This is a genomic window from Collimonas fungivorans (assembly GCF_001584145.1).
Lineage (GTDB): Bacteria > Pseudomonadota > Gammaproteobacteria > Burkholderiales > Burkholderiaceae_D > Collimonas > Collimonas fungivorans.
Genome location: NZ_CP013232.1, coordinates 406,050 through 425,244 on the forward strand (window position 1 = coordinate 406,050; position 19,195 = coordinate 425,244).

Consider the following 19,195-nt stretch of genomic DNA (forward strand, 5'->3'; position numbering starts at 1 on the left):
TCACCAGGCCCGCAGCTTACGCCAGGTCGAAGCGGTCCAGGTTCATCACCTTGGTCCAGGCCGCGGCAAAGTCAGCAATGAATTTCTGCTGGCCGTCGGCGCTGGCATAGACTTCGGCATAGGCGCGCAGTACCGAGTTGGAGCCGAAGATCAGGTCGTTGCGGGTGCCGGTGTACTTTACCGCACTGCTCTTGCGATCCCGGCCTTCGAACAGCTCGGCCTCGCCGTCCACTGCTGTCCATGTGAGCCCCATGTCCAGCAGATTGACGAAGAAGTCGTTGCTGAGCACACCCGCCTGCTTGGTGAACACGCCATGCTGGCTGCCGTCAGCGTTGGCGCCGAGTACGCGCAGGCCGCCGATCAGCGCGGTCAGTTCCGGCGCGCTCAAGGTCAGCAACTGGGCCTTGTCGATCAGCAAGGCTTCGGTCGGCGCACCGATCTTGCCCTTCTTGTAGTTGCGGAAACCGTCAGCCAGGGGCTCGAGTACGGCAAAGGACGCGATATCGGTCTGCTCCTGCGTGGCATCTACGCGGCCCGGCTCGAACGGAACTTCGAGCGTGACGCCGGCTGCCTTGGCCGCCTGCTCGACGCCGACGCTACCGGCCAGCACGATGACGTCGGCCAGCGAAGCCTTGGCCGATGCCTTCTGGATCCCGGCCAGGACAGGCAGGGCCTTGACGGCTATCTGGTTGACCGCCCAGTCCTTCTGCGGGGCCAGGGCCAGGCGTGCGCCATTGGCGCCGCCGCGCTTGTCGCCGCCGCGGAAGGTGGAGGCAGAGGCCCAGGCCACCGAGACCAGTTCACTCACCGACAGGCCCGAGGCCGCGATCTTGGCCTTGAGTTCAGCGATGTCAGACGCCGTGGGCTGGTGGCTGGCGGCTGGCAGCGGGTCTTGCCAGATCAAGTCAGCGCTGGGCACTTCGGGGCCAAGGTAACGTGCTTTCGGGCCCATGTCGCGGTGGGTCAGCTTATACCAGGCGCGGGCAAAAGCTTCCGCAAAGGCCTGCGGGTCTTCATGGAAGCGCTTGGATATCTTGCCGAACTCCGGGTCGAAGCGCAGGGTCAGGTCGGTGGTCAGCATGGTGGGTTTGTGAAACTTGCCTTGGATATGCGCGTCGGGAATGATGTCCTCGGCATCCTTGGCCACCCACTGTTTGGCGCCTGCCGGCGAATGCGTGAGTTCCCACTCGTACTTGAACAGGTTCTCGAAGAAATTGTTGCTCCACAGCGCCGGGGTTTTGGTCCAGGTCACTTCCAGGCCGCTGGACACGGTGTCCTTGCCGTGGCCGCTGCCAAAGTTGCTGTTCCAGCCCAGGCCCTGGGCTTCGATGCCCGCGCCTTCCGGTTCCGCGCCCTTGTGCGATTCAGGCGCGGCGCCATGCGCTTTGCCGAAGGTGTGGCCGCCGGCGATCAAGGCAACGATTTCCTCGTCGTCCATGGCCATGCGGCTGAAGGTGGCGCGGATGTCCTTGGCCGCGGCCAGGTAATCGCCGCTGGCGTCCGGGCCTTCCGGGTTCACATAGATCAGGCCCATGTGAGTGGCTGAAAGGTTGCTGTCCAGCTCGCGGTCGCCACTGAAACGCTTGTCGGTCCCCAGCCAGGTGGTCTCGGCGCCCCAGCTCACGTCCAGGTCTGGCTCCCATACGTCTTCACGGCCGCCGGCAAAGCCAAAGGTGCGGAAGCCCATCGATTCCAACGCTACATTGCCGGTCAGGACGAACAGGTCGGCCCAGGAAATCCGCTGGCCATACTTCTGTTTGATCGGCCACAGCAGGCGGCGCGACTTGTCGATGTTGACGTTGTCAGGCCAGGAGTTCAGGGGTGCGAACCGTTGCTGCCCACGACCGCCGCCGCCGCGGCCGTCAAGCGTGCGGTAGGTGCCGGTCGCATGCCAAGCCATACGGATCATCTGCGGGCCGTAGTGGCCGAAATCGGCCGGCCACCAGTCCTGGCTGTCGGTCATGAGCTTGACCAGATCAGCCTTGAGCGCTTTGTAATCCAGTTTCTTGAATTCCTCGGCGTAATTGAATTTTTCTCCGAGCGGATTGGACTTGTTCGAATGCTGGTTCAGCAAATCAACTCGCAGTTGATTGGGCCACCAATCTTTGTTGGTCGTGCCGCCGCCGGCGGCATGGTGGAAGGGACACTTGGCTTCATTCGACATGGGAATCTCCTTTGTCAGTTAAATGGCTGCGCTTACATCCCGGCCTAAGAGGTAGTGCACGCCTATGGACCTGCTTTGCAAATGGCCGGCTAGAACATTCATAATAACTAATAACTATTCATTTTAATATTCAATAAAATCTATCTATCGGATAGGTGTTGCCAAAGGTGCCCGTACTTCCACCCTACGGCTTGGGTTGCCGGACACCGCCGCCTGCATGAGCGGATTCGATCCCGAGGTCTACCGGTATTTTGTTGTTGATCGGATTTTAATCCCGCGTTCTCGAACAAATGTGAAAAGGGAGGTCATGAGAGGCGAGTAGATGCATATTCATGCAATTCTCATGATGAAATTGAAGCCGTGGAAGCGTTCCTTTGTCCTGACTGCGTACGAGAAGATCAACTTTCATGGAGACTTTCTTAACGGAGACGCAACCGTCCTTTACCCGATATTCATTGCTGCTTGAAACATGAGTGCTTGTTGTTACGCCTGATTGGATTGCCTTCCTATTTCGACATACTATCCAATTCTATGAAGATGCATCTGAAGCGGAGCAGATATTAAAGAAGTATCTGTCCTAACTCCCGCTCCAGTTGGCTTATGCCGGCAGACTGACGCCGGACAGCTCTTCGCACAGTCCGATGAGGCGCTCTTGGAGAGTGACATCCTTCGCTTGCGGATTCGGGGCAAGCGGCCGCATGTGGTAGAAATAACGGCCTGTCACAAGAGCCTTGGAATCGTCGCCCGCCGCTAGCCATGCTTGCGTGCGATGTGCCTGATCCATGTCGTCGGGCGCACCGGCGCCGCCCATTTTGGTCGGCACCCAGCCCGGCTCAAGCGAGTTGGATAAAACATCTGGCCAGCGGCGGGCGATTGCGAATGCCAGCATGGCGTCATGCAACTTGCTCTCGGCATAGGCCATGGAACCGCTCCATCGACGTTTGCGCCAGAGGATGTCGTCCAGGTTCGCGTCTGCGTCGTGATGCATCCCGGAGCTCAGGTAGACAAGCCGCTGTGGTTTATCGATCAGTGCGGTCAAGATGTACGCGGACAGTGTATTGATCGCGAAGACATGCGGCAGACCATCTTTGGTGAGTCGATGGCTTTCTCGATAGCCAACTGCGGCATTGTGGATTATTGCATCGAAGTGGCCGAGAGCATTGACGCTTGCGGCGACCTCTTTAGCGCCCGCCATGGTTTCGAGGTCGCCTGCGACTATGGCTTCAGCCCCGGGAAATGCCTGCCGAACGTCATTCGCGCGAGCCGGATTACGAGCATGCAGGACCAGCTTGTGGCCTTGTGTGGCCAGTAACTCTGCAGCCATGAGGCCTAAACCTGTCGACGAACCGGAAATGAATATGCGTGCCATGTGAATTCTCCTTACTGAATAATGGATATGCGATGCAACGATTAGGCCGTGGTGCGGCGGTTGACCAGAATCAGTGCGGCTCCAGTAATGGCGCCCGCTGCGCCGAACAAGTAGACAGAGGCGTAGCCGAAGCGACTCGCGACGAGGCCGGCGGAGGGACCGGCAAGACCGTAGGCAATGTCGAGGAATGCGACAAAGGCGCCCATGGCACTGCCACGATTGGCCGGCAGCACGCGCTTTAGCGCCTCGACGCCGAGGGCGGGAAACACTAGTGCACAACCCAAGCCGGTCACCAAGGCGCCGCCTAGCGCCATCAGCTCATTCTGCGCTCCCCAAAGCATGACTTGGCCAATGGCTTCTACGCCAAGAGACCATAAGGCGACACGATAGCCCCCGATCCGATCTGGCAGTTGCCCAAGAACCAGCCTGACAAAGATAAAACCAATACCGAAAGCTGTCATGACCAAGCCGGCATGACCCCAGCCTCGGGCAGAGAAATAGAGCGAAGCAAACGCAGTGAGGCCAGACAGTCCGATACCTTGCAACATCAAACCCATACCTTCCCTCCAGATCTGTCTGATAACGCGGTAGAAAGGCAGGCGATCACCGACCGGCGAGGCATAAGAGGTCGCACGTGAAGCGATTAGTGCTGCGAACAACGGCGCGACAATACAGGCGATCATGACTGCCTGAACGCCAAAACTCTGGTAAAGCGACATGCCGATGGGCGCGCCGACCGCCAGTGCAGCGAACATGGCGATGCCGGTCCAAGACATCGACATGCCTGCACGCTGTGGACCGACCGAGGCGATCGACCACGATACATAGCCGGTGACAAACTGGCTTTCGCCGAGACCTGCCGCAAGGCGTCCCGCAATGATGATGGCAAGACTTGTCGCTGGCGAGAAGCTAGGCAAGGCTGCAACCAAATAAAGCAGACCGCCCAGCGCGGAAAAGGCCGCTCCCTGCAAGGCAGCCTTCTTGCCGCCCAACTGGTCGGTCACACGGCCCGCGTAACCACGAGTCAGTACGGTGGCCAGGAACTGGATACCGATCACCAATCCGACAACCAGGCTGCTAAAGCCGAGTTTGTCATGGACAAAGAGAGGAATAACTGGAAGCGGCATGCCCACGGCAAGATAGCCGCAAAATAATGCCGCGATGACGGCAAGTGCCGGACGAGGCAGATGGGCCGGCGCGGCATCGCCCAGATCTGTCGTTTTTATGGAAATTGATGACATGGAAAACCCCAATTTGTAAAATTATGAGAACGGCCGCCCTGGAGGGCGACCGTATAAACTCAGGCGGCGTCTTCCAGGGAAGCAGATGTCTTGAAAACGTCAGGACGGTAACCGCTGGCAGCGAGCAGATAATCGCGTGAGGCAGTCACTTCAGTCTTCAATTTTTCCAGATCAACGCCAAGCAATTTGCCCGCACGCTTGCGGAACTGGCCTGCGACCATCACCGTGTCGACGTCAGCTCGCTCGACCGCTTGGACGATGGTGCCAATGGCGTTGGTGACCGGGAAGACTGCCGCGCCATGGGTACGCACCATGATGATGTCTGCTTGCTTGCCCGGTGTGAGCGTGCCGGTCTTGGTTTCGAGGCCGGCGGCACGGGCGCCGTTGACTGTCGCTGCCCGCAGCACCGCTTCTACCGAGATCGGCGCGGGAGTGTTCGTCTCGCCACGGAAACGGCGATAGCGCATTGCCGCCCGCTGATGGGTGAACAAGGCATGCATCTCGCCAAACATGTCGCTGCCAAAAGCGGTGTCGAGGTCGATGCCAAGCGCGGGCGCCAAACCATGGTCAATCGCCTGCTGGTAGGCGAAATTTTCGTCGTCGAATCCAAACAATGCGTCTGAACGTGGATTCACGGTGATGTTGACACCTGCGTCCGCCAGCAACTTCCAGGTCGCCTCGGGCAGCCGCGTGCAGTGATTGAAGATATTGTGTTCGCTCAGCACTCCAGGCTCTGCAAATTCGGGGCCGAGCTTGGCGAGATCTCCAATGAATTCGGTCAGAATCCGCATGTCGAGTCTGCGTGCAGCCTTCCACCAATCAAGGTTGAGCTGGCCGAACAAGCCTACCTGTACAAGACTGCCGTCATGGTTCCATTTGAGCGCGAGGCGTTCGAGGTCCTGGGGCAAGTGCGCGCTGGATGCTTTCTTGTCCATTGCAGCGCCGACCATGTGCAGGGAGCGTATCCCGGCGGAATTCAATGCATCGAGTGCCGCATCAGTATGCTCCGGGCTGCGCGAACTGTGACAGGCATCGATGATGGTTGTAATGCCTGCATCTAGCGAGGCTACCGCCGTCAGCCTGGTGCTCAGATGCATGTCGAGTGGACGATAATGTGCACCCAGGGTTTCCGCGACCACATCGATATAGGCAAAGAGGTCGTCGACATCCGGCATCAGCCGGCGCATGACACCTAGCCAAGCGTGGTGATGCGCATCTATCAGGCCAGGCAGGACGATGCTTCCGGCAGCATCTATGATCTCTGCGTCTTCGCTTTTAATGTGGGGCCCGACCGCGGCAATGCGGTCGCCATCCACCAGGATGTCTCCGATAACGAGATTGGGAACATTGGCGTCCATCGTTACGATGGTGCCGCCCTTGAAAAGAATCTTGCGTGCTGTGTCAGACATGATGTGCTCCATTCAGTTGGCTTATAGATGACTACGGCGGCACTCTGGCCACCGTTGACGGCAACGATACGCCTCAGATAATTTTTGATTAAGATAGAGCTACTCATAACATTTATGCTAAAAATCAAAGGTGACCGCAATGAGTTTCGATGGCAGACTTCTTTCCGGGATGAGCGTGCTGGCTGCTGTAGTCGAGACCGGCAGCTTTACGCGGGCCGGGGAGGTATTGGGCCTGTCGGCCTCAGGGGTCAGCCGATCCATATCGCGCCTGGAAGAGCGCATTGGCATTCGGTTACTGGAGCGCACTACGCGTTCGCTACATTTAACTGGCGAGGGGACTCGGTTGTATGAGCTGGCGGCGCCACACCTCTCCGGCATCGAGGAAGCGGCGAATGCCGTGTCGGGTGCCGCTGTCAGTGTTCGTGGCGCCTTGCGGGTCAGTTTGAATCCATTGTTCGCCCGCTACGTACTAGCGCCGCGACTCATCGAATTCAACGACCGCTATCCTGATCTCGATCTTGCGATTTTGCAGTATTCAGATACAGGGGATCTGGTTGCAGAGGGCATAGATGTTGCGGTTCGATTCGGTCCACAACCGCCTTCGAGCATGTCCTCTCGCCTGCTGCTGTCAACCCGCGTGCTTACCGTGGCGTCGCCGTCCTATCTGAGAAAGCATGGACATCCTCAAACGCCGACAGCGCTGGCTGAGCACGATTGCATTCAATACATCGATCCACAACGCGGCAAGCCATTTCCATGGGAATTTCATTCCGGAAAGAAAATCGTGCCTGTTGCCACAAGCGGGCGATTGACCATGACAGACATAGATACAATGTTAAATGCCTGCTTGGCCGGCGCCGGCATCGCGCAAGTACTTGCGCTCGGGGTAGCACACCACATTGAAAGCGGGGCTCTGGTAGAACTGTTTCCAGATTGGCCCGACGAGAAATTTCCGTTGCATGTCATTCGCCCGTCCAGACGCTTGCCCTCGGCTGCGGTCGAAGCTTTTCTGGGGTTTTGCAGGGAGATTTGCAAGGGCAGAATATAGCCATGACATCGATAAATCATGCCCGGCATATTCGCGATTGCTGCATGCAGGCCGGCTTGGCACGCCGCGTCGTCTACTATGTCTCGGCGGTGACAGCAGTAGCCAGTCTTGTGGCCGCAGGCTGGCTACCAGTGTTCAGCGACTAAGGAATCGGCAGTAACTTGCCGGTGGTGGTGCGAGTCTCCATGTCCGCATGTACTCGCGCGGCTTCAGCAAGCGGATAGATACCGCCAATCCTGACCTTCAGATCACCACGGGCAACCCAGTCAAATAACTGGGCGGAATGGGTTCGTAGCAGAGTCGGCGTATACACATAGTCGAGGAAGCTGGCGTATTCGCACACTTAGCTCACGTTGGAGTCAAGCACTCGAAAGCTCATTCTCTCGCGAATATCTGAGTCTCCGAGAACATTGGGTGCCACTCCGACAGGACAGTAGTCAACGTGCCGCCCTCGTTCAGGAAGTGGTGTGCGGCTCCAGGGAGCAGTTCAGGTTTCAAAGGTATTATTGCGTTAGGGTTATGGTAGACAGGCAGGCCTTCTATCCATGTTTCGCTGTATTCTGGCGAGCCCGCTTCCAAGGAAAAACGGGTGGGTTCTGCTGTGTAGCTGCTAGGATTTGCGGCAAATCCTTGGCGTAGAATTCGTATCGCCGATTTTCAAAATCCCGCCATCAAGCCCATTCGATTGAATTTGTGTATGGTATTTGACTGTCCACACACTCTCGCTCCATATCCTGTTATGTTTCGTTCAATTACATCGTTGACGTCGGCCGAATCTGCGATTTCCAGGCACAGATTACTGAACGTTGTTCAACGCGCGCCTTTTGCAATATCGGATTTCAAATTTTTCGTGCAAACGACTTCCTTTTCCTTTGCAGCTCTAGTAATGCAGTCCAGCAATTCATCGGCAGCGATATTCGCGGTAGGGGTGACATGTTGAAGTACGCCAATTTCCCGGAAAAATCCCGCATTCCCTAACGGTAAAACACGCAATTTCTTGCTTGATGCACCTGCAGCGAGGTCGTAAGGAATAATGGCGACGCCTAACCCTTTTCTGACCATTTCCATGATCACCATTGGTTCGTCCAATTCCATCGTATCGTTTACATGCAGGCGAGTGCGCTTAAGGTAGCGATCAACCAGCTGGCCGCCGTAAGATCGCCGGCTGTAGCGCAGAAACGGATGCGCTGCCAGCAGATCCTTGACCGTCTTCTCGCGCGCCGAGAGTGGTGCGATTGCCACATAGGTTTCGCGCAGCATGGTTGTCCACTTCAAGCTCTTCGTCATTTTCAGATTGGGACGAATCATGACTGCAAGCGACAAATCGTTGCTGTCGATTTGCGACATCAGTTGAACCGAGGTTCCCGGCACCACGTTGACTTCAACTAATGGAAAGCACTTCCGGAAATCCGCCAGCGCTGCCGGCAGCAAGTTCAGCTGGACAGTGGAGATGGCTCCGATGTCGATTTTCCCGCGCGTAGCGATGACTTCTGTCTGTCCTTTCATGGATTCAAAAAGCCTGATGATTTCTTCCGCGGTGCGCAGCAGCTGCTTGCCGTGATCGCTGACCGTGACAGACTTTCCCACGCGCGTAAACAGTTCGCAATTCAATTCCTCTTCCAGGCGCCTGATCTGCATGCTCACCGCAGATTGGGTCAAACCAAGCCTGGCGCCCGCGGTCGAGAACGATCCCAGTCGTGCTGCGGCGATAAAGGTTTTCAGGTAACGAATCATGGTTATGAAAAAATTGAATTAGCTTGATCAAAAAACATAATTTTACATCACAAAATCATATATATAAAATCCACTAAATCCCTGACGCACAAAGGGTTTTTTGATAACAGGCAATTCTAATCCGCGGCCTTCGCGCCTTGTCCGCAGCCGACTCGCCATCGCCAGTCCACAGTTAGGAAAGAGGATGAATGATGAGGTCGACATCACCATTCGATTTGGCATTCTCCGTGAAGACATTACCTAGGCACGTGCTTTTTACGGCGACCTGCTGGGCTGCCCTGAAGGTCGTAGCGACGAGAAGTTGGTGGATTTTAATTTCCACGAACGTTAACTGGAGGCGTGTTTTGCTCCAGATGAAACCGGTCTTAATTCGGCGAATTAAGGTGTGTCACAAGCATTATAAATTTACATAGGGGGTAGTGAAATGAAGAATATTCAGAATAGGATGTCGAAGACAATTCTTGTTGCGACGCTAGCAGTTTTGGCCGGTTGTGGGGGTTCGACCGATGGCTTTGAAAGTGCCACGGCGTTGTCGGCCGGGGCTGCCGCAACGGGGGATAATTTCAGCGCACAGGTGGCGCAGCAAATTCTGAGTGCTGGCGGCAATGCTGTCGACGCTGCAGTCGCGACCGCTTTCGCGCTCACGGTCACTTATCCGGAGGCAGGGAATATCGGCGGCGGCGGTTTTATGACCATTTACATGAATGGGCAGCCGTATTTCCTGGATTACCGAGAAATGGCGCCCGCTGCAACGTCTATGAATTTTTACACGCAGTTCACGACCGCGGATGGAAAGGAGGATCCCCAGAGCAGCATCCAGGGTGCGCAGGCTGTTGGCGTACCGGGTACTGTAATGGGGCTCTGGACGGCTTGCCAGAAGTTCTGCAAGTTACCATGGCAACAGCTGCTTGCGCCAGCCATAGCGCTTGCTCGCGACGGCTATCTTCCTGCGCAAGCCGAAATTGACAGCTACAAAAGCACAGTGGCAGGTTATCAGGCTTATCCTTATCCGTTCAATCTGTCTGAGTACTTTGGTGGAATGACGGCGAGTCAATTGTTCCGGCAACCTGACCTTGCAGCAACGCTTGAGCGAATTTCCGCGACAGGCGCGGACGAGTTCTATAAAGGCAAGACGGCTGATCTGCTTGTCGCGTCGATGACACAAGACGGTGGGAAAGGCGTGATCACAAAAGGCGATCTGGCATCGTACAAAGCAGTTTGGCGCGAGCCGATTTCCTTTAATTGGAAAGGAATGACGGTACTAACTGCACCGCCTCCAAGTTCCGGCGGCATTGCCCTGGCGCAGTTGCTCGGCATGAAGGCTGATCTCAATGGCTCGCTTTTCTCTGGAGTGTCCGTGAACACTGCCCAGTACATTCATTTGAGCTCTGAGATGATGAAACGTGTGTTTGCGGATCGGGCACAATTTCTCGGCGATCCGGACTTTGTCACCGTACCTGTTTCAGGCTTGCTCGACCCGACCTATATCGCGCAGCGTGCGACCGAAGTGAATCCGACATCCATATCGCCTACGGCGAATGTCCAGCCGGGTAAACCTAAATTCCATACGACGCACTTCTCGATCGTCGATAAATGGGGTAACGCAGTGTCGAATACCTACACGTTGAATAATCCGTATGGAAGCGGTGTGGTCGTGCGAGGAGCAGGATTTGTTCTAAACGACGAAATGGACGACTTTGCAACGGTGCCGGGTCAACCAAATTCTCTTGGTGTGATTGGTGGGGACGCTAACGCTGTTGCCGCCGGGAAGCGGCCACTTTCATCGATGTCGCCGAGTATTTTGCTGAAGGATGGAAAGGTGGCAATGGTGATCGGCACGCCTGGCGGGTCGCACATCTTCACGTCGTTGTATCAGGTGCTGTCCGATGTGTATGACTACAACGTGAGCCTTGCCGATTCCGTGAAGAATATGCGCTTCCATCATCAATTGCCACAAGGAACTGTCGTCTATTGCGAACCGTATGCACCTTTCCCGCCGTCTCTCGTCTCCGAACTGGCGACTCGAGGCTACACAGTCCAAAACGGGGGATTCAACACCGACGTGCAAGCTATTCAAATTGTGAACGGCAGTCCGCTTCCTGTTTCCGATCCTCGCGGTAGGGGAGCTTCAGTGATCGCTAAGTAAGGTTGCCAGCACATATATATTTTCGGAAGGAGGGGGCTTGGCTCCCTCCTTTTTTATGTGCCGAATGCTTAAGCCTGTTCTTATGAAAAATTTGAATTACGGTGATAAAAAATGATAATTTCACATCATAAATTAATATATATAGACTGTCTTAAATCCCTGGTACATAAAGGGTTTGCAATGGCAAGCGAATCCAGCTAACGGACTTCGTTCCTTGTTCTTAGCCGGCCAACCGATTATCAATTTATTTTTAGAAAAGAGAACTCAAGATGACATCGACATCACTGTTTCATTTGGCATTCCCTGTGAACGACATTGCCCAGGCACGAGCCTTTTACGGCGATCTGCTGGGCTGCCCTGAAGGACGCAGCGACGAAAAATGGGTGGATTTCAATTTCTACGGACATCAACTGGTGGCGCACCTGGCTCCAGACGAAACCGGTCTTAGCGCGACCAATCCGGTGGATGATCATGATGTGCCGTCACGCCATTTCGGAGCAATCTTGTCCTTGCCTGAATGGGAAGCGCTGGCAGCGAAATTGAAAGCCGCCAACATCAAATTCATCATCGAGCCATATATTCGTTTCAAGGGAGAGGTCGGTGAGCAGGCCACGATGTTTTTCCTGGATCCGTCCGGTAATGCGCTGGAATTCAAATCGTTTGCGAATATGGATTACATCTTCGCAAAATAATAACTGAAATCATCGGGAGAAAAGAAATGAAAAAACTTATACTGGCGCTTTGCATCATCGGCAGCCAAACCATGCAATCGAGTCATGCGGCACAAGGTGAAGAGCTGAGCGGAACCTTGAAGAAAATCAAGGAGAAAGGCATCATCGTCCTTGGCGTTCGAGACTCGACCAAACCGTTCTCTTTTCTGACCGATAAACAGGATTATGAGGGCTATTCGATTGACTTGTGCCTTTCCGTCGCCAAGAGCATACAGCGTAAGCTAGGTATGTCGCAACTGAATATCTCGATGCTGCCGGTGACAGCCTCAAGCCGTATTCCGTTAATTCAAAACGGCACAGTCGACATCGAATGCGGCAATACCACCAATACGGCAGAACGTCAGAACATCGTGGCATTCTCACCCACATTTTACGTCAGCGGTTCCCGCATTCTGAGCAAGCGCAGCAGCAACGTGCAGACGCTTGCCGAGCTTCGTGGCAAGAAGCTTGCAATCAATAGCGGCACTACCCATATCAAGATGATCACCATACTCAACAATGAGCAGAAGCTTGGTATCGATATTGTCACATCACGCGATACGGCAGAGGGAGTCCTTCTGGTCGAGACTGGCCGGGTGGCTGCTTTCGTGAATGACGACATCGTGCTCGCTTCGCTGGCAGGTGACAGCAAAATGAAGGACGAGCTAGTTGTTAGCAAAGATGCGCTCTCCGTCGAGCCGTTCGGGCTAATTTATGGCAAGGACGACCCGGCTTTCAAGCAGGTACTCGAAACCAGCATCACGAACATCTTCAAGTCTGGGGAGATCAAGAAGATCTACGCAAAATGGTTTCAATCGCCGGCGTTGCCGCATGGTCAGAATCTAAACTGGCCGATGAGTCCCGAGACTCAGGCCGCCATCGCGAAGATCACTAACTCCTCCAATCCAACAGACTATGCGCCATTACCAAAAGAACAGTTGGCGGTGGTTAAAAAGAAGTAAGGCGTCTTGCTATGTCGAAGAAATGATTGAATAACAGCGAATTTTCCCCTGGTATGGCCAAAAATTGAATCTATCAACGTGATAGATCCGCTAAGCGCTTTTCGGGGGAAATCAGCTATGTTCAACTGAATTACACAGTGAACGTTGGTTGGTCGCACCAATTCAAAGTCAGCTTTCTTACGCCGTAAGCGACTCTATTTGGAAAGGCATATTGAGTTTTTCTCAGTGTCGGACTGATAACGGATTGATTTGACGTTCCTATACTTGACGATTTTTAACCATTTGCTTCGCTGTGCCGTTCTCAGCGTATTGTTTGTAGTCCGTGGCACATTCCCTGTCCTATCCACATAAATCCTCTGAAGGAGCATTTGATGTCAAATCAACCTCACGGACAACCGGTAGCACTGGTTGAAAACAGCGCAGGTAATTACAAAATTCTCCCGAGCGGTGCCGCCTATTGCTCCGGCATCATTCCCGATCCCGGCTTCGAGGTCGTCCGCGTAGAGTTACAGTCCTGGCTTCCCCTCGAGCAAGCTTATGCCTTCATCGAAACGTATCTCAGAGGCATAGGGCGTCCCGTTCAAGCGTTCTGTGGAATAGAGTTGCGGGTCCCCGAGCCCTTGACTTTCGACAAGTGGTCGACCTTCAACGTCCCGTACCTTGAGCAACTGCGTAAGTGGACGCTGATGTCCGGAGACTACAGCCTGGTTTGTCGTTCCAACATTGCACTGGACCTTTATCCACCCACAACCACATCAATGTGCGCGTTCAGCTATGTCGCGCCCGCGACTTCGAGCGGACTCACCTTTCTGCTCTCGGGCCAGGCAGATATCGGATCCGACAACAAGATCATTGCTGAAGGCGAAATTGGTCCCCAAGCCGTGCAAAAGCGCGTCCGCTTTACCATCGACACGGTTGCTGAAACACTGCAAAAACTCGGATTCTCTTGGGAAGACACCACTCGGGTGGCTTTGTTTCACGCCCACGACATTCCGGATCTTTGGGGCCCTGCGCTGCTTGGAGCGATAGGTGAACCAATCCGCCGCGGAGTTCTCGTCTATCGCGCGCGTCCGCCGATTGCTGGTGGCGAGGTGGAACTCGAAGCACGCGCCATAAGACGCGATTTTGTCGCAACGACGGCATAGGGGCGGACTTGATGCGCGCAGAAATCGTGGACTGGTCTCCCTAACGATGGATTGAAATGGGAAATAGGCTCGAAGCTGAGATTAGGCACGAATTTATATTTACAGCATCACGTGTGCTGATTGCTCAATACTTCCGTCATGCTACGCGGGCAAAATTAAATCAAGACGTTTCCGTTCGATTGGCGCTGCGCATGAAATCAACAAACGCACGCAGTTTTCCAGGCATGTGCTTGCGATGCGGATAGTAAAGATGAAACGCGTCGTCCAATGCGTTGTGCCGCCTCAGTACCTGCCGCAGCATGCCGCTTGCTAACTCTTGCTTCGCAAAATCCTCGTAAATGAAAGCGATGCCATGGCCTTGTATTGCGGCATCGAGGACGGACCTCATTTCGTCAAAAATAAGATGCCCTTGAACATCGATTTGTATCATTTGACCTCGAGCTTCGAACTTCCATTCAAACAATCTGCCTCCAACGGAATAACGCTGGCGAATGCAGTTGTGCTTTAGCAATTCATCGATAGTCTCTGGTTCATTCCGCTTGTGGAAGTAATCCGGCGCGGCGACCACAATTCTTTTTTGTCTTGCGCCCAACTGCACCGCGACCATGTCGTTTTGCACCCTTTTTCCCATGCGTATGCCGATATCAAAACCGGCGTTGACGATATCGCTAAGTTGATTATCCAGTGACACCTCGACATTAATCAGCGGGAATTTCTCAAAGAAGGCAGCTAGATGCGGCTCGATCAAGATACGGTATGCGACGTACGAAGAGTTGATGCGCACTGTGCCAGACGGTTGATCAGTCGCCAGCAAGACTTGTGACAAGGAGCTCTTAATCATCGCAAGTGCAGGTGCTAATGCTGCGTTCAATGACGCGCCAGCCTCGGTCAAACTGACGCTGCGTGTTGTGCGGTTGAATAACCGCACATTCAGTTGCGCTTCCACGCTTTTGATAGTCCTTGAAACCGCTGTTGGTGTAACGCCTAATTCTGCCGCAGCCCGCGCGAAGTTCAAATGCCTGGCAGCCGCCTCGAAGGTCAACAGACCAGGAAGATGTACCGATGGCAACGGGGGTGTGCCCTCGATGCCTTCGGTGCGAACTAATTGTTTGATTATGATCTTATTGTTCATACTCTATGTCCACTTATGGCTATTTACGTCATTATCGCCGATCTCCATACTGAGCACAGCAAGGAATTTCATCCGGCAGAACAGTTATCACGAGGAATCAAAAATGACACTCAACAGCCCATCGACGGATCTTTTCTCTCCAATGACTTTGGGAGCCTTATCTCTGGCTAACCGAATTGTCATGGCACCGTTAACGCGCAGTCGCATGGGGGCAGATGGCGTGCCAAATGAGATGCACGCTCGCTATTACGCGCAACGCGCCAGCGCAGGTCTGATCATTAGCGAAGCAACCAATATTTCCGCGCAGGCGCGGGGGTATGCATTGACGCCAGGCATCTGGACTGAAGAGCAAGTCGCGGGTTGGAAACTGGTAACAGATGCAGTACATGCAGCTGGAGGCCTTATTGTTTGCCAGTTGTGGCATGTGGGGCGCTTCTCGCACGTGGATCTGCAGCCGGATGGCGCGCTGCCGGTCGCGCCCTCCGCGATTCGTGCGGAAGGACAAACCTATACCGAAAATGGAATGATGGATGTCTCCATGCCGCGCGCACTGGAAACATCCGAGATCCGAGGCATCCTCGATCAATACCGACACGCAGCCGTATGCGCAAAACGTGCTGGCTTTGATGGTGTTGAAGTGCATTCTGCCAATAGCTATTTACTCGATCAGTTCCTGCGCGACTCTACAAATCAGCGCACAGACCAATATGGTGGTTCGATCGAGAATCGCACGCGACTCACGTTGGAAGTAACCGCCGCAGTGGTCGACGTCTGGGGTCATGAGCGCGTCGGTATTCGCCTCTCTCCTGTGACCCCAGATGCGGGTAATACGCCTTTGGACAGCCAGGTAATGCAGACGTATGGCTACTTGATCGAGCAACTGAATAGCTTCCAACTCGCTTACATGCATTTTGTCGAAGGAGCTACGGCCACGTCGCGCGTCGTGCCTGAGAACGTAAATCTCGATGCGTTACGCGCACTGTTCAAAGGGCCATACATAGGCAACAACAATTACGACCTTGAACTAGCTGTTAGTCGTCGTGCTGAAGGCAAGGTCGATGCCGTGGCTTTTGGTCGTCCGTTCATTGCCAATCCAGATTTGGTGCGTCGTTTGCAAGACGGCGCTGAGCTTGCCATAGCGCTACGCGAAACCTATTACGGCAACGGCGAAAAGGGTTATACCGATTGGCCTGCGCTAGCTGGGTAAGCCGACTGATGAGCAAATAAAGGCCGCATATAAATAGCAAGAAAATAACGAGATGATCTCTTCGATTTGACTATTAAATCTATCTTTCGATAACAGAACAATGAGCAAACTTTTTGAGCCCCTGGCCGCAAGGGTTGATTCCCATGCCAGTCAAGAGTGGCCGTTTTTTTTACAACGAATCGCATCAATAACCAGGAGTGAACAATGAACAAACCTACTTACGTGCCGGATTATCAAGCTATCGTCGAGGTACTGAACAAATACAACGAAGGCTGCAAACAAGCCAAAAGCAGCATCATGAAGCCTGCTTTCAGTGAGCAAGCAACGATGTTTAGCGTTGATGGTAACGGTAAGCTGACCGGCGGCCCGATCCAGGCATTGTTCGATGGCATTGACAGCGCATTCCGCCCGTCTCCGGAAGCTCAGGGGGCAATCGTCAAAGTTGACATCGTGGGCACGGCTGCCAGCGCGCGCATCGATACCAATGACGTCTCGGGTTTTTGCTTTACAGATTTTTTCAACCTGCTGAAAGTCGATGGTAAGTGGACGGTAGTCAGCAAGATCTTCCACACCCACGTCGCGCCTTGAACCTCTGGTCTCCCATGAACACGTGGCAGATGAGGCTTCCCGCCATATCTGCTGCGTTTTTCTTTGCAGCCGAACGGTGCTGGAACTGAGCATCCGGCACACCGCCTGGAAGACGCTGCCTTCGACCGCCTGATCGAAGGCGCAGCAAAATAATAAAGCAGCTCGCTATTTAATCATGCATACACTCAGTCACTAAAAAGCAACCATCATGAAAACCCTCACCTCCACCCTCGCCCTTTCCGTCCTGACCCTTGCGGTTGGTAACGCTTCTGCAACCGATCTGCCCGGCGTCGAATACAACGTAGCAAAATTCTTGCAATCCCTTGAAGGCGGCAAGACCCTAGACACCATGACGCCGGCCGAGGCCCGCTCCGTGCTGGTAGGCGCGCAGGCTGGCTCCAAGGTGGCCTTGCCGGCGGCTGAAGTCAGCGAGAAGACGATCCGCATCAACGGCGGCGATCTGAAGCTGACCATCGTGCGCCCGGCAGGCAGCAAACAGAAGACCCTGCCCGCGTTCATGTACTTCCACGGCGGCGGCTGGGTGCTGGGCGACTTCCCGACCCACGAACGGCTGGTGCGTGACCTTGTAGCAGGTTCGGGCGCGGTGGCGGTCTTCGTCAATTACACCCTGTCGCCTGAGGCGGAATATGGCGTCGCCATCGAGCAAGCCTATGCCGCGACCCAATGGGTGGCCGAACATGGCAAGGAGATCAACGTCGATGGCAAGCGCCTCGCCGTAGCTGGCAATAGTGCGGGCGGCAACATAGCCGCCGTGGTTGCCTTGATGGCGAATGAGAAGGGCGCACCTGCACTGCGCTCGCAAGTATTGCTGAGTCCGGTGACGGATGCAAACTTCGACACGCCGTCGTACAAGCAATTTGCCAACGGCTACTTCCTGACGAAGGACTTGATGGTGTGGTTCTGGGACAATTACACGACCGATGCCAAGGCACGCAAGCAGATCTACGCTTCGCCGCTGCAGGCGACGACCGAGCAGCTCAAGGGCTTGCCGCCGACGCTTATCCTGACCGCCGAATTCGATGTCCTGCGCGATGAAGCCGAAGCTTATGGCCGCAAGCTCGACGTCGCGGGCGTGCCTGTGAAGTCGGTGCGTTACAACGGCATGATTCACGATTTTGGGCTGTTAAATGCATTCAGCCATCTGCCGGCATCCCGCAGTGCGATGGCGCAGGCGTCGCAAGAGCTCAAGGCCAACCTGGACAAGTAATTTCAAAGGCAAGGAATCCGCAGGTCACGGCAAAGCTGCGGAATTCATGACAGAAAATACGTCGTTCACCTCATGCCGGCTAGAGCAGCAGCGAAGTTTCTCGCAAAATCTGCTGTTTTTTTCAGCTGAGCATCAATCAGTAGTTGCAACCCTTATTACGAGCGACTAAATGAAAATTACTTTTATCAAGACTTTGTTTTTTGTGGCAATCATTACGGGTTTGGGCGCGACCGCTCAAGCAGAAAATCTACCGCGCGGTCAACAAGTTGTCAGTAGTAAAACCATAAGCAAACCTACGTACGTACAAGAATACCAAGCCATCACCGAGGTGCTGAACAAGTATATTGAGGGCTGCAAGCAGGCCAAAAGCAGCATCATGAAACCCGCGTTCAGCCAACATGCGACGATGTACAGCGTCGGCGCCGATGGCAAGCTGGCCGGCGGCGCGATTCCAATCCTGTTCGACGGGGTCGACAAGGATTTCCGCCTATCTCCTGACGCTCAGGCCGCCATAGTCCGCATTGAGATCGTCGGTAAGGCGGCTAGCGCTCGCATCGACGCCAACGACATGTCAGGTATCTCCTTCACTGACTTCTTCCATCTGCTGAAGGTCGAAGGCAAGTGGACTGTGGTCAGCAAGATTTTCCACACGTATCCAAACCACTAAATCCTCAATCGGTACGTTCAATTCACAAGCAAATCTAAAAGGAAAAAATCACGACCAAGAACATCAAAGCAGTACCAACCAGTGGTTACGTGGCCACCAGCGACGCCAGCCGTCTCTATTCAGGCCTATTAAAGTCGAAAACAGACCCATGGCTAGAGAGTCAATCTCAGTAAATTAATACTCATGAAATATCATTTTGGGAGCTTCTAGATAATCGGATATGTAAAACCGATTACTAATTTTCTGTTCGTGATATCCACTTTGATATTGTTCTTTTTTGCGGTCGCCTATCTCACCACAAAGTATTTGATGCCGAGCAGGCGTTAGTCCGCGAATAGCTACGGCAATGCTCGATCTCGGGATTTTTTAATCGGCTCGTAATAAATGCTTCCTATAATCGCCGTGATTAAAAAAGGGGTTCTCGTTTATTGGAGAAAGCCCCTCG

Annotated in this window: 16 protein-coding genes and 1 pseudogene; 10 read left to right on the top strand and 7 right to left on the bottom strand. The window is 54.1% G+C overall.

Translation table 11 applies throughout. From position 1 onward, the window contains the following. Positions 1-16: 16 nt before the first annotated feature. The 4 genes from katG to CFter6_RS01780 form a co-directional block, all read right to left on the bottom strand. Positions 17-2,164: a catalase/peroxidase HPI gene (gene katG, locus CFter6_RS01765; protein ID WP_061538490.1), complete on the bottom strand. Its 2,148-nt coding sequence runs from the start codon at positions 2,162-2,164 to the stop codon at positions 17-19. Between the two features lie 598 nt (positions 2,165-2,762). Continuing rightward, a complete protein-coding gene (locus tag CFter6_RS01770; protein ID WP_061538491.1) occupies positions 2,763-3,533 on the bottom strand; it encodes an SDR family NAD(P)-dependent oxidoreductase in 771 nt (256 codons plus the stop codon). A gap of 41 nt (positions 3,534-3,574) precedes the next feature. Then, positions 3,575-4,774, bottom strand: a complete 1,200-nt coding sequence (locus CFter6_RS01775) for an arabinose transporter (protein WP_082814521.1) — start codon at positions 4,772-4,774, stop codon at positions 3,575-3,577. 59 nt (positions 4,775-4,833) lie between these two features. After that, complete coding sequence (locus CFter6_RS01780) at positions 4,834-6,183, bottom strand: amidohydrolase family protein (protein ID WP_061542164.1); 1,350 nt, start codon at positions 6,181-6,183, stop codon at positions 4,834-4,836. A gap of 139 nt (positions 6,184-6,322) precedes the next feature. Here CFter6_RS01780 and CFter6_RS01785 point away from each other — a divergent pair, with 139 nt between their 5' ends. Beyond that, positions 6,323-7,231, top strand: coding sequence for a LysR family transcriptional regulator (locus tag CFter6_RS01785; protein ID WP_061538493.1), 909 nt, complete (start codon positions 6,323-6,325; stop codon positions 7,229-7,231). 142 nt (positions 7,232-7,373) lie between these two features. Here the strand turns inward: CFter6_RS01785 and CFter6_RS24705 are convergent, their stop codons facing one another. Further along, complete coding sequence (locus CFter6_RS24705; RefSeq protein ID WP_082814522.1) at positions 7,374-7,574, bottom strand: zinc-binding dehydrogenase; 201 nt, start codon at positions 7,572-7,574, stop codon at positions 7,374-7,376. A gap of 467 nt (positions 7,575-8,041) precedes the next feature. Then, positions 8,042-8,965 carry a LysR family transcriptional regulator gene (locus tag CFter6_RS01790; RefSeq protein WP_061538494.1) on the bottom strand — a complete coding sequence of 308 codons (924 nt, stop codon included), beginning with the start codon at positions 8,963-8,965 and terminating at the stop codon, positions 8,042-8,044. Between the two features lie 191 nt (positions 8,966-9,156). Here CFter6_RS01790 and CFter6_RS26875 point away from each other — a divergent pair. From CFter6_RS26875 to cnbZ, 5 genes and pseudogenes are all read left to right on the top strand, one after another. Continuing rightward, a pseudogene (locus CFter6_RS26875) lies at positions 9,157-9,293 on the top strand (VOC family protein); the annotation flags it as partial. 96 nt (positions 9,294-9,389) lie between these two features. Further along, positions 9,390-11,111: a gamma-glutamyltransferase gene (ggt, locus tag CFter6_RS01795; RefSeq protein ID WP_061538495.1), complete on the top strand. Its 1,722-nt coding sequence runs from the start codon at positions 9,390-9,392 to the stop codon at positions 11,109-11,111. 269 nt (positions 11,112-11,380) lie between these two features. After that, entirely contained in the window at positions 11,381-11,803 is a 423-nt protein-coding gene (locus tag CFter6_RS01800) for a VOC family protein (protein ID WP_061538496.1), read from the top strand. A gap of 26 nt (positions 11,804-11,829) precedes the next feature. Continuing rightward, entirely contained in the window at positions 11,830-12,783 is a 954-nt protein-coding gene (locus CFter6_RS01805; protein WP_061538497.1) for an amino acid ABC transporter substrate-binding protein, read from the top strand. Between the two features lie 371 nt (positions 12,784-13,154). Then, on the top strand, positions 13,155-13,928 hold the full coding sequence (cnbZ, locus tag CFter6_RS01810) for a 2-amino-5-chloromuconate deaminase CnbZ (RefSeq protein ID WP_061538498.1): 774 nt from the start codon (positions 13,155-13,157) through the stop codon (positions 13,926-13,928). A gap of 160 nt (positions 13,929-14,088) precedes the next feature. On the opposite strand, the gene CFter6_RS01815 is transcribed toward cnbZ, so the two are convergent. Next, entirely contained in the window at positions 14,089-15,060 is a 972-nt protein-coding gene (locus CFter6_RS01815) for a LysR family transcriptional regulator (RefSeq protein ID WP_061538499.1), read from the bottom strand. Positions 15,061-15,163: 103 nt separating this feature from the next. Here CFter6_RS01815 and CFter6_RS01820 point away from each other — a divergent pair, with 103 nt between their 5' ends. The 4 genes from CFter6_RS01820 (at position 15,164) to CFter6_RS01835 (ending at position 18,750) form a co-directional block, all read left to right on the top strand. Continuing rightward, on the top strand, positions 15,164-16,267 hold the full coding sequence (locus CFter6_RS01820) for an alkene reductase (RefSeq protein ID WP_061538500.1): 1,104 nt from the start codon (positions 15,164-15,166) through the stop codon (positions 16,265-16,267). 204 nt (positions 16,268-16,471) lie between these two features. Then, positions 16,472-16,855 carry a nuclear transport factor 2 family protein gene (locus CFter6_RS01825; protein WP_061538501.1) on the top strand — a complete coding sequence of 128 codons (384 nt, stop codon included), beginning with the start codon at positions 16,472-16,474 and terminating at the stop codon, positions 16,853-16,855. A gap of 208 nt (positions 16,856-17,063) precedes the next feature. Then, positions 17,064-18,083 carry an alpha/beta hydrolase gene (locus tag CFter6_RS01830; protein WP_061538502.1) on the top strand — a complete coding sequence of 340 codons (1,020 nt, stop codon included), beginning with the start codon at positions 17,064-17,066 and terminating at the stop codon, positions 18,081-18,083. Between the two features lie 169 nt (positions 18,084-18,252). Beyond that, entirely contained in the window at positions 18,253-18,750 is a 498-nt protein-coding gene (locus CFter6_RS01835; protein WP_236904491.1) for a nuclear transport factor 2 family protein, read from the top strand. Positions 18,751-19,195: the final 445 nt, after the last annotated feature.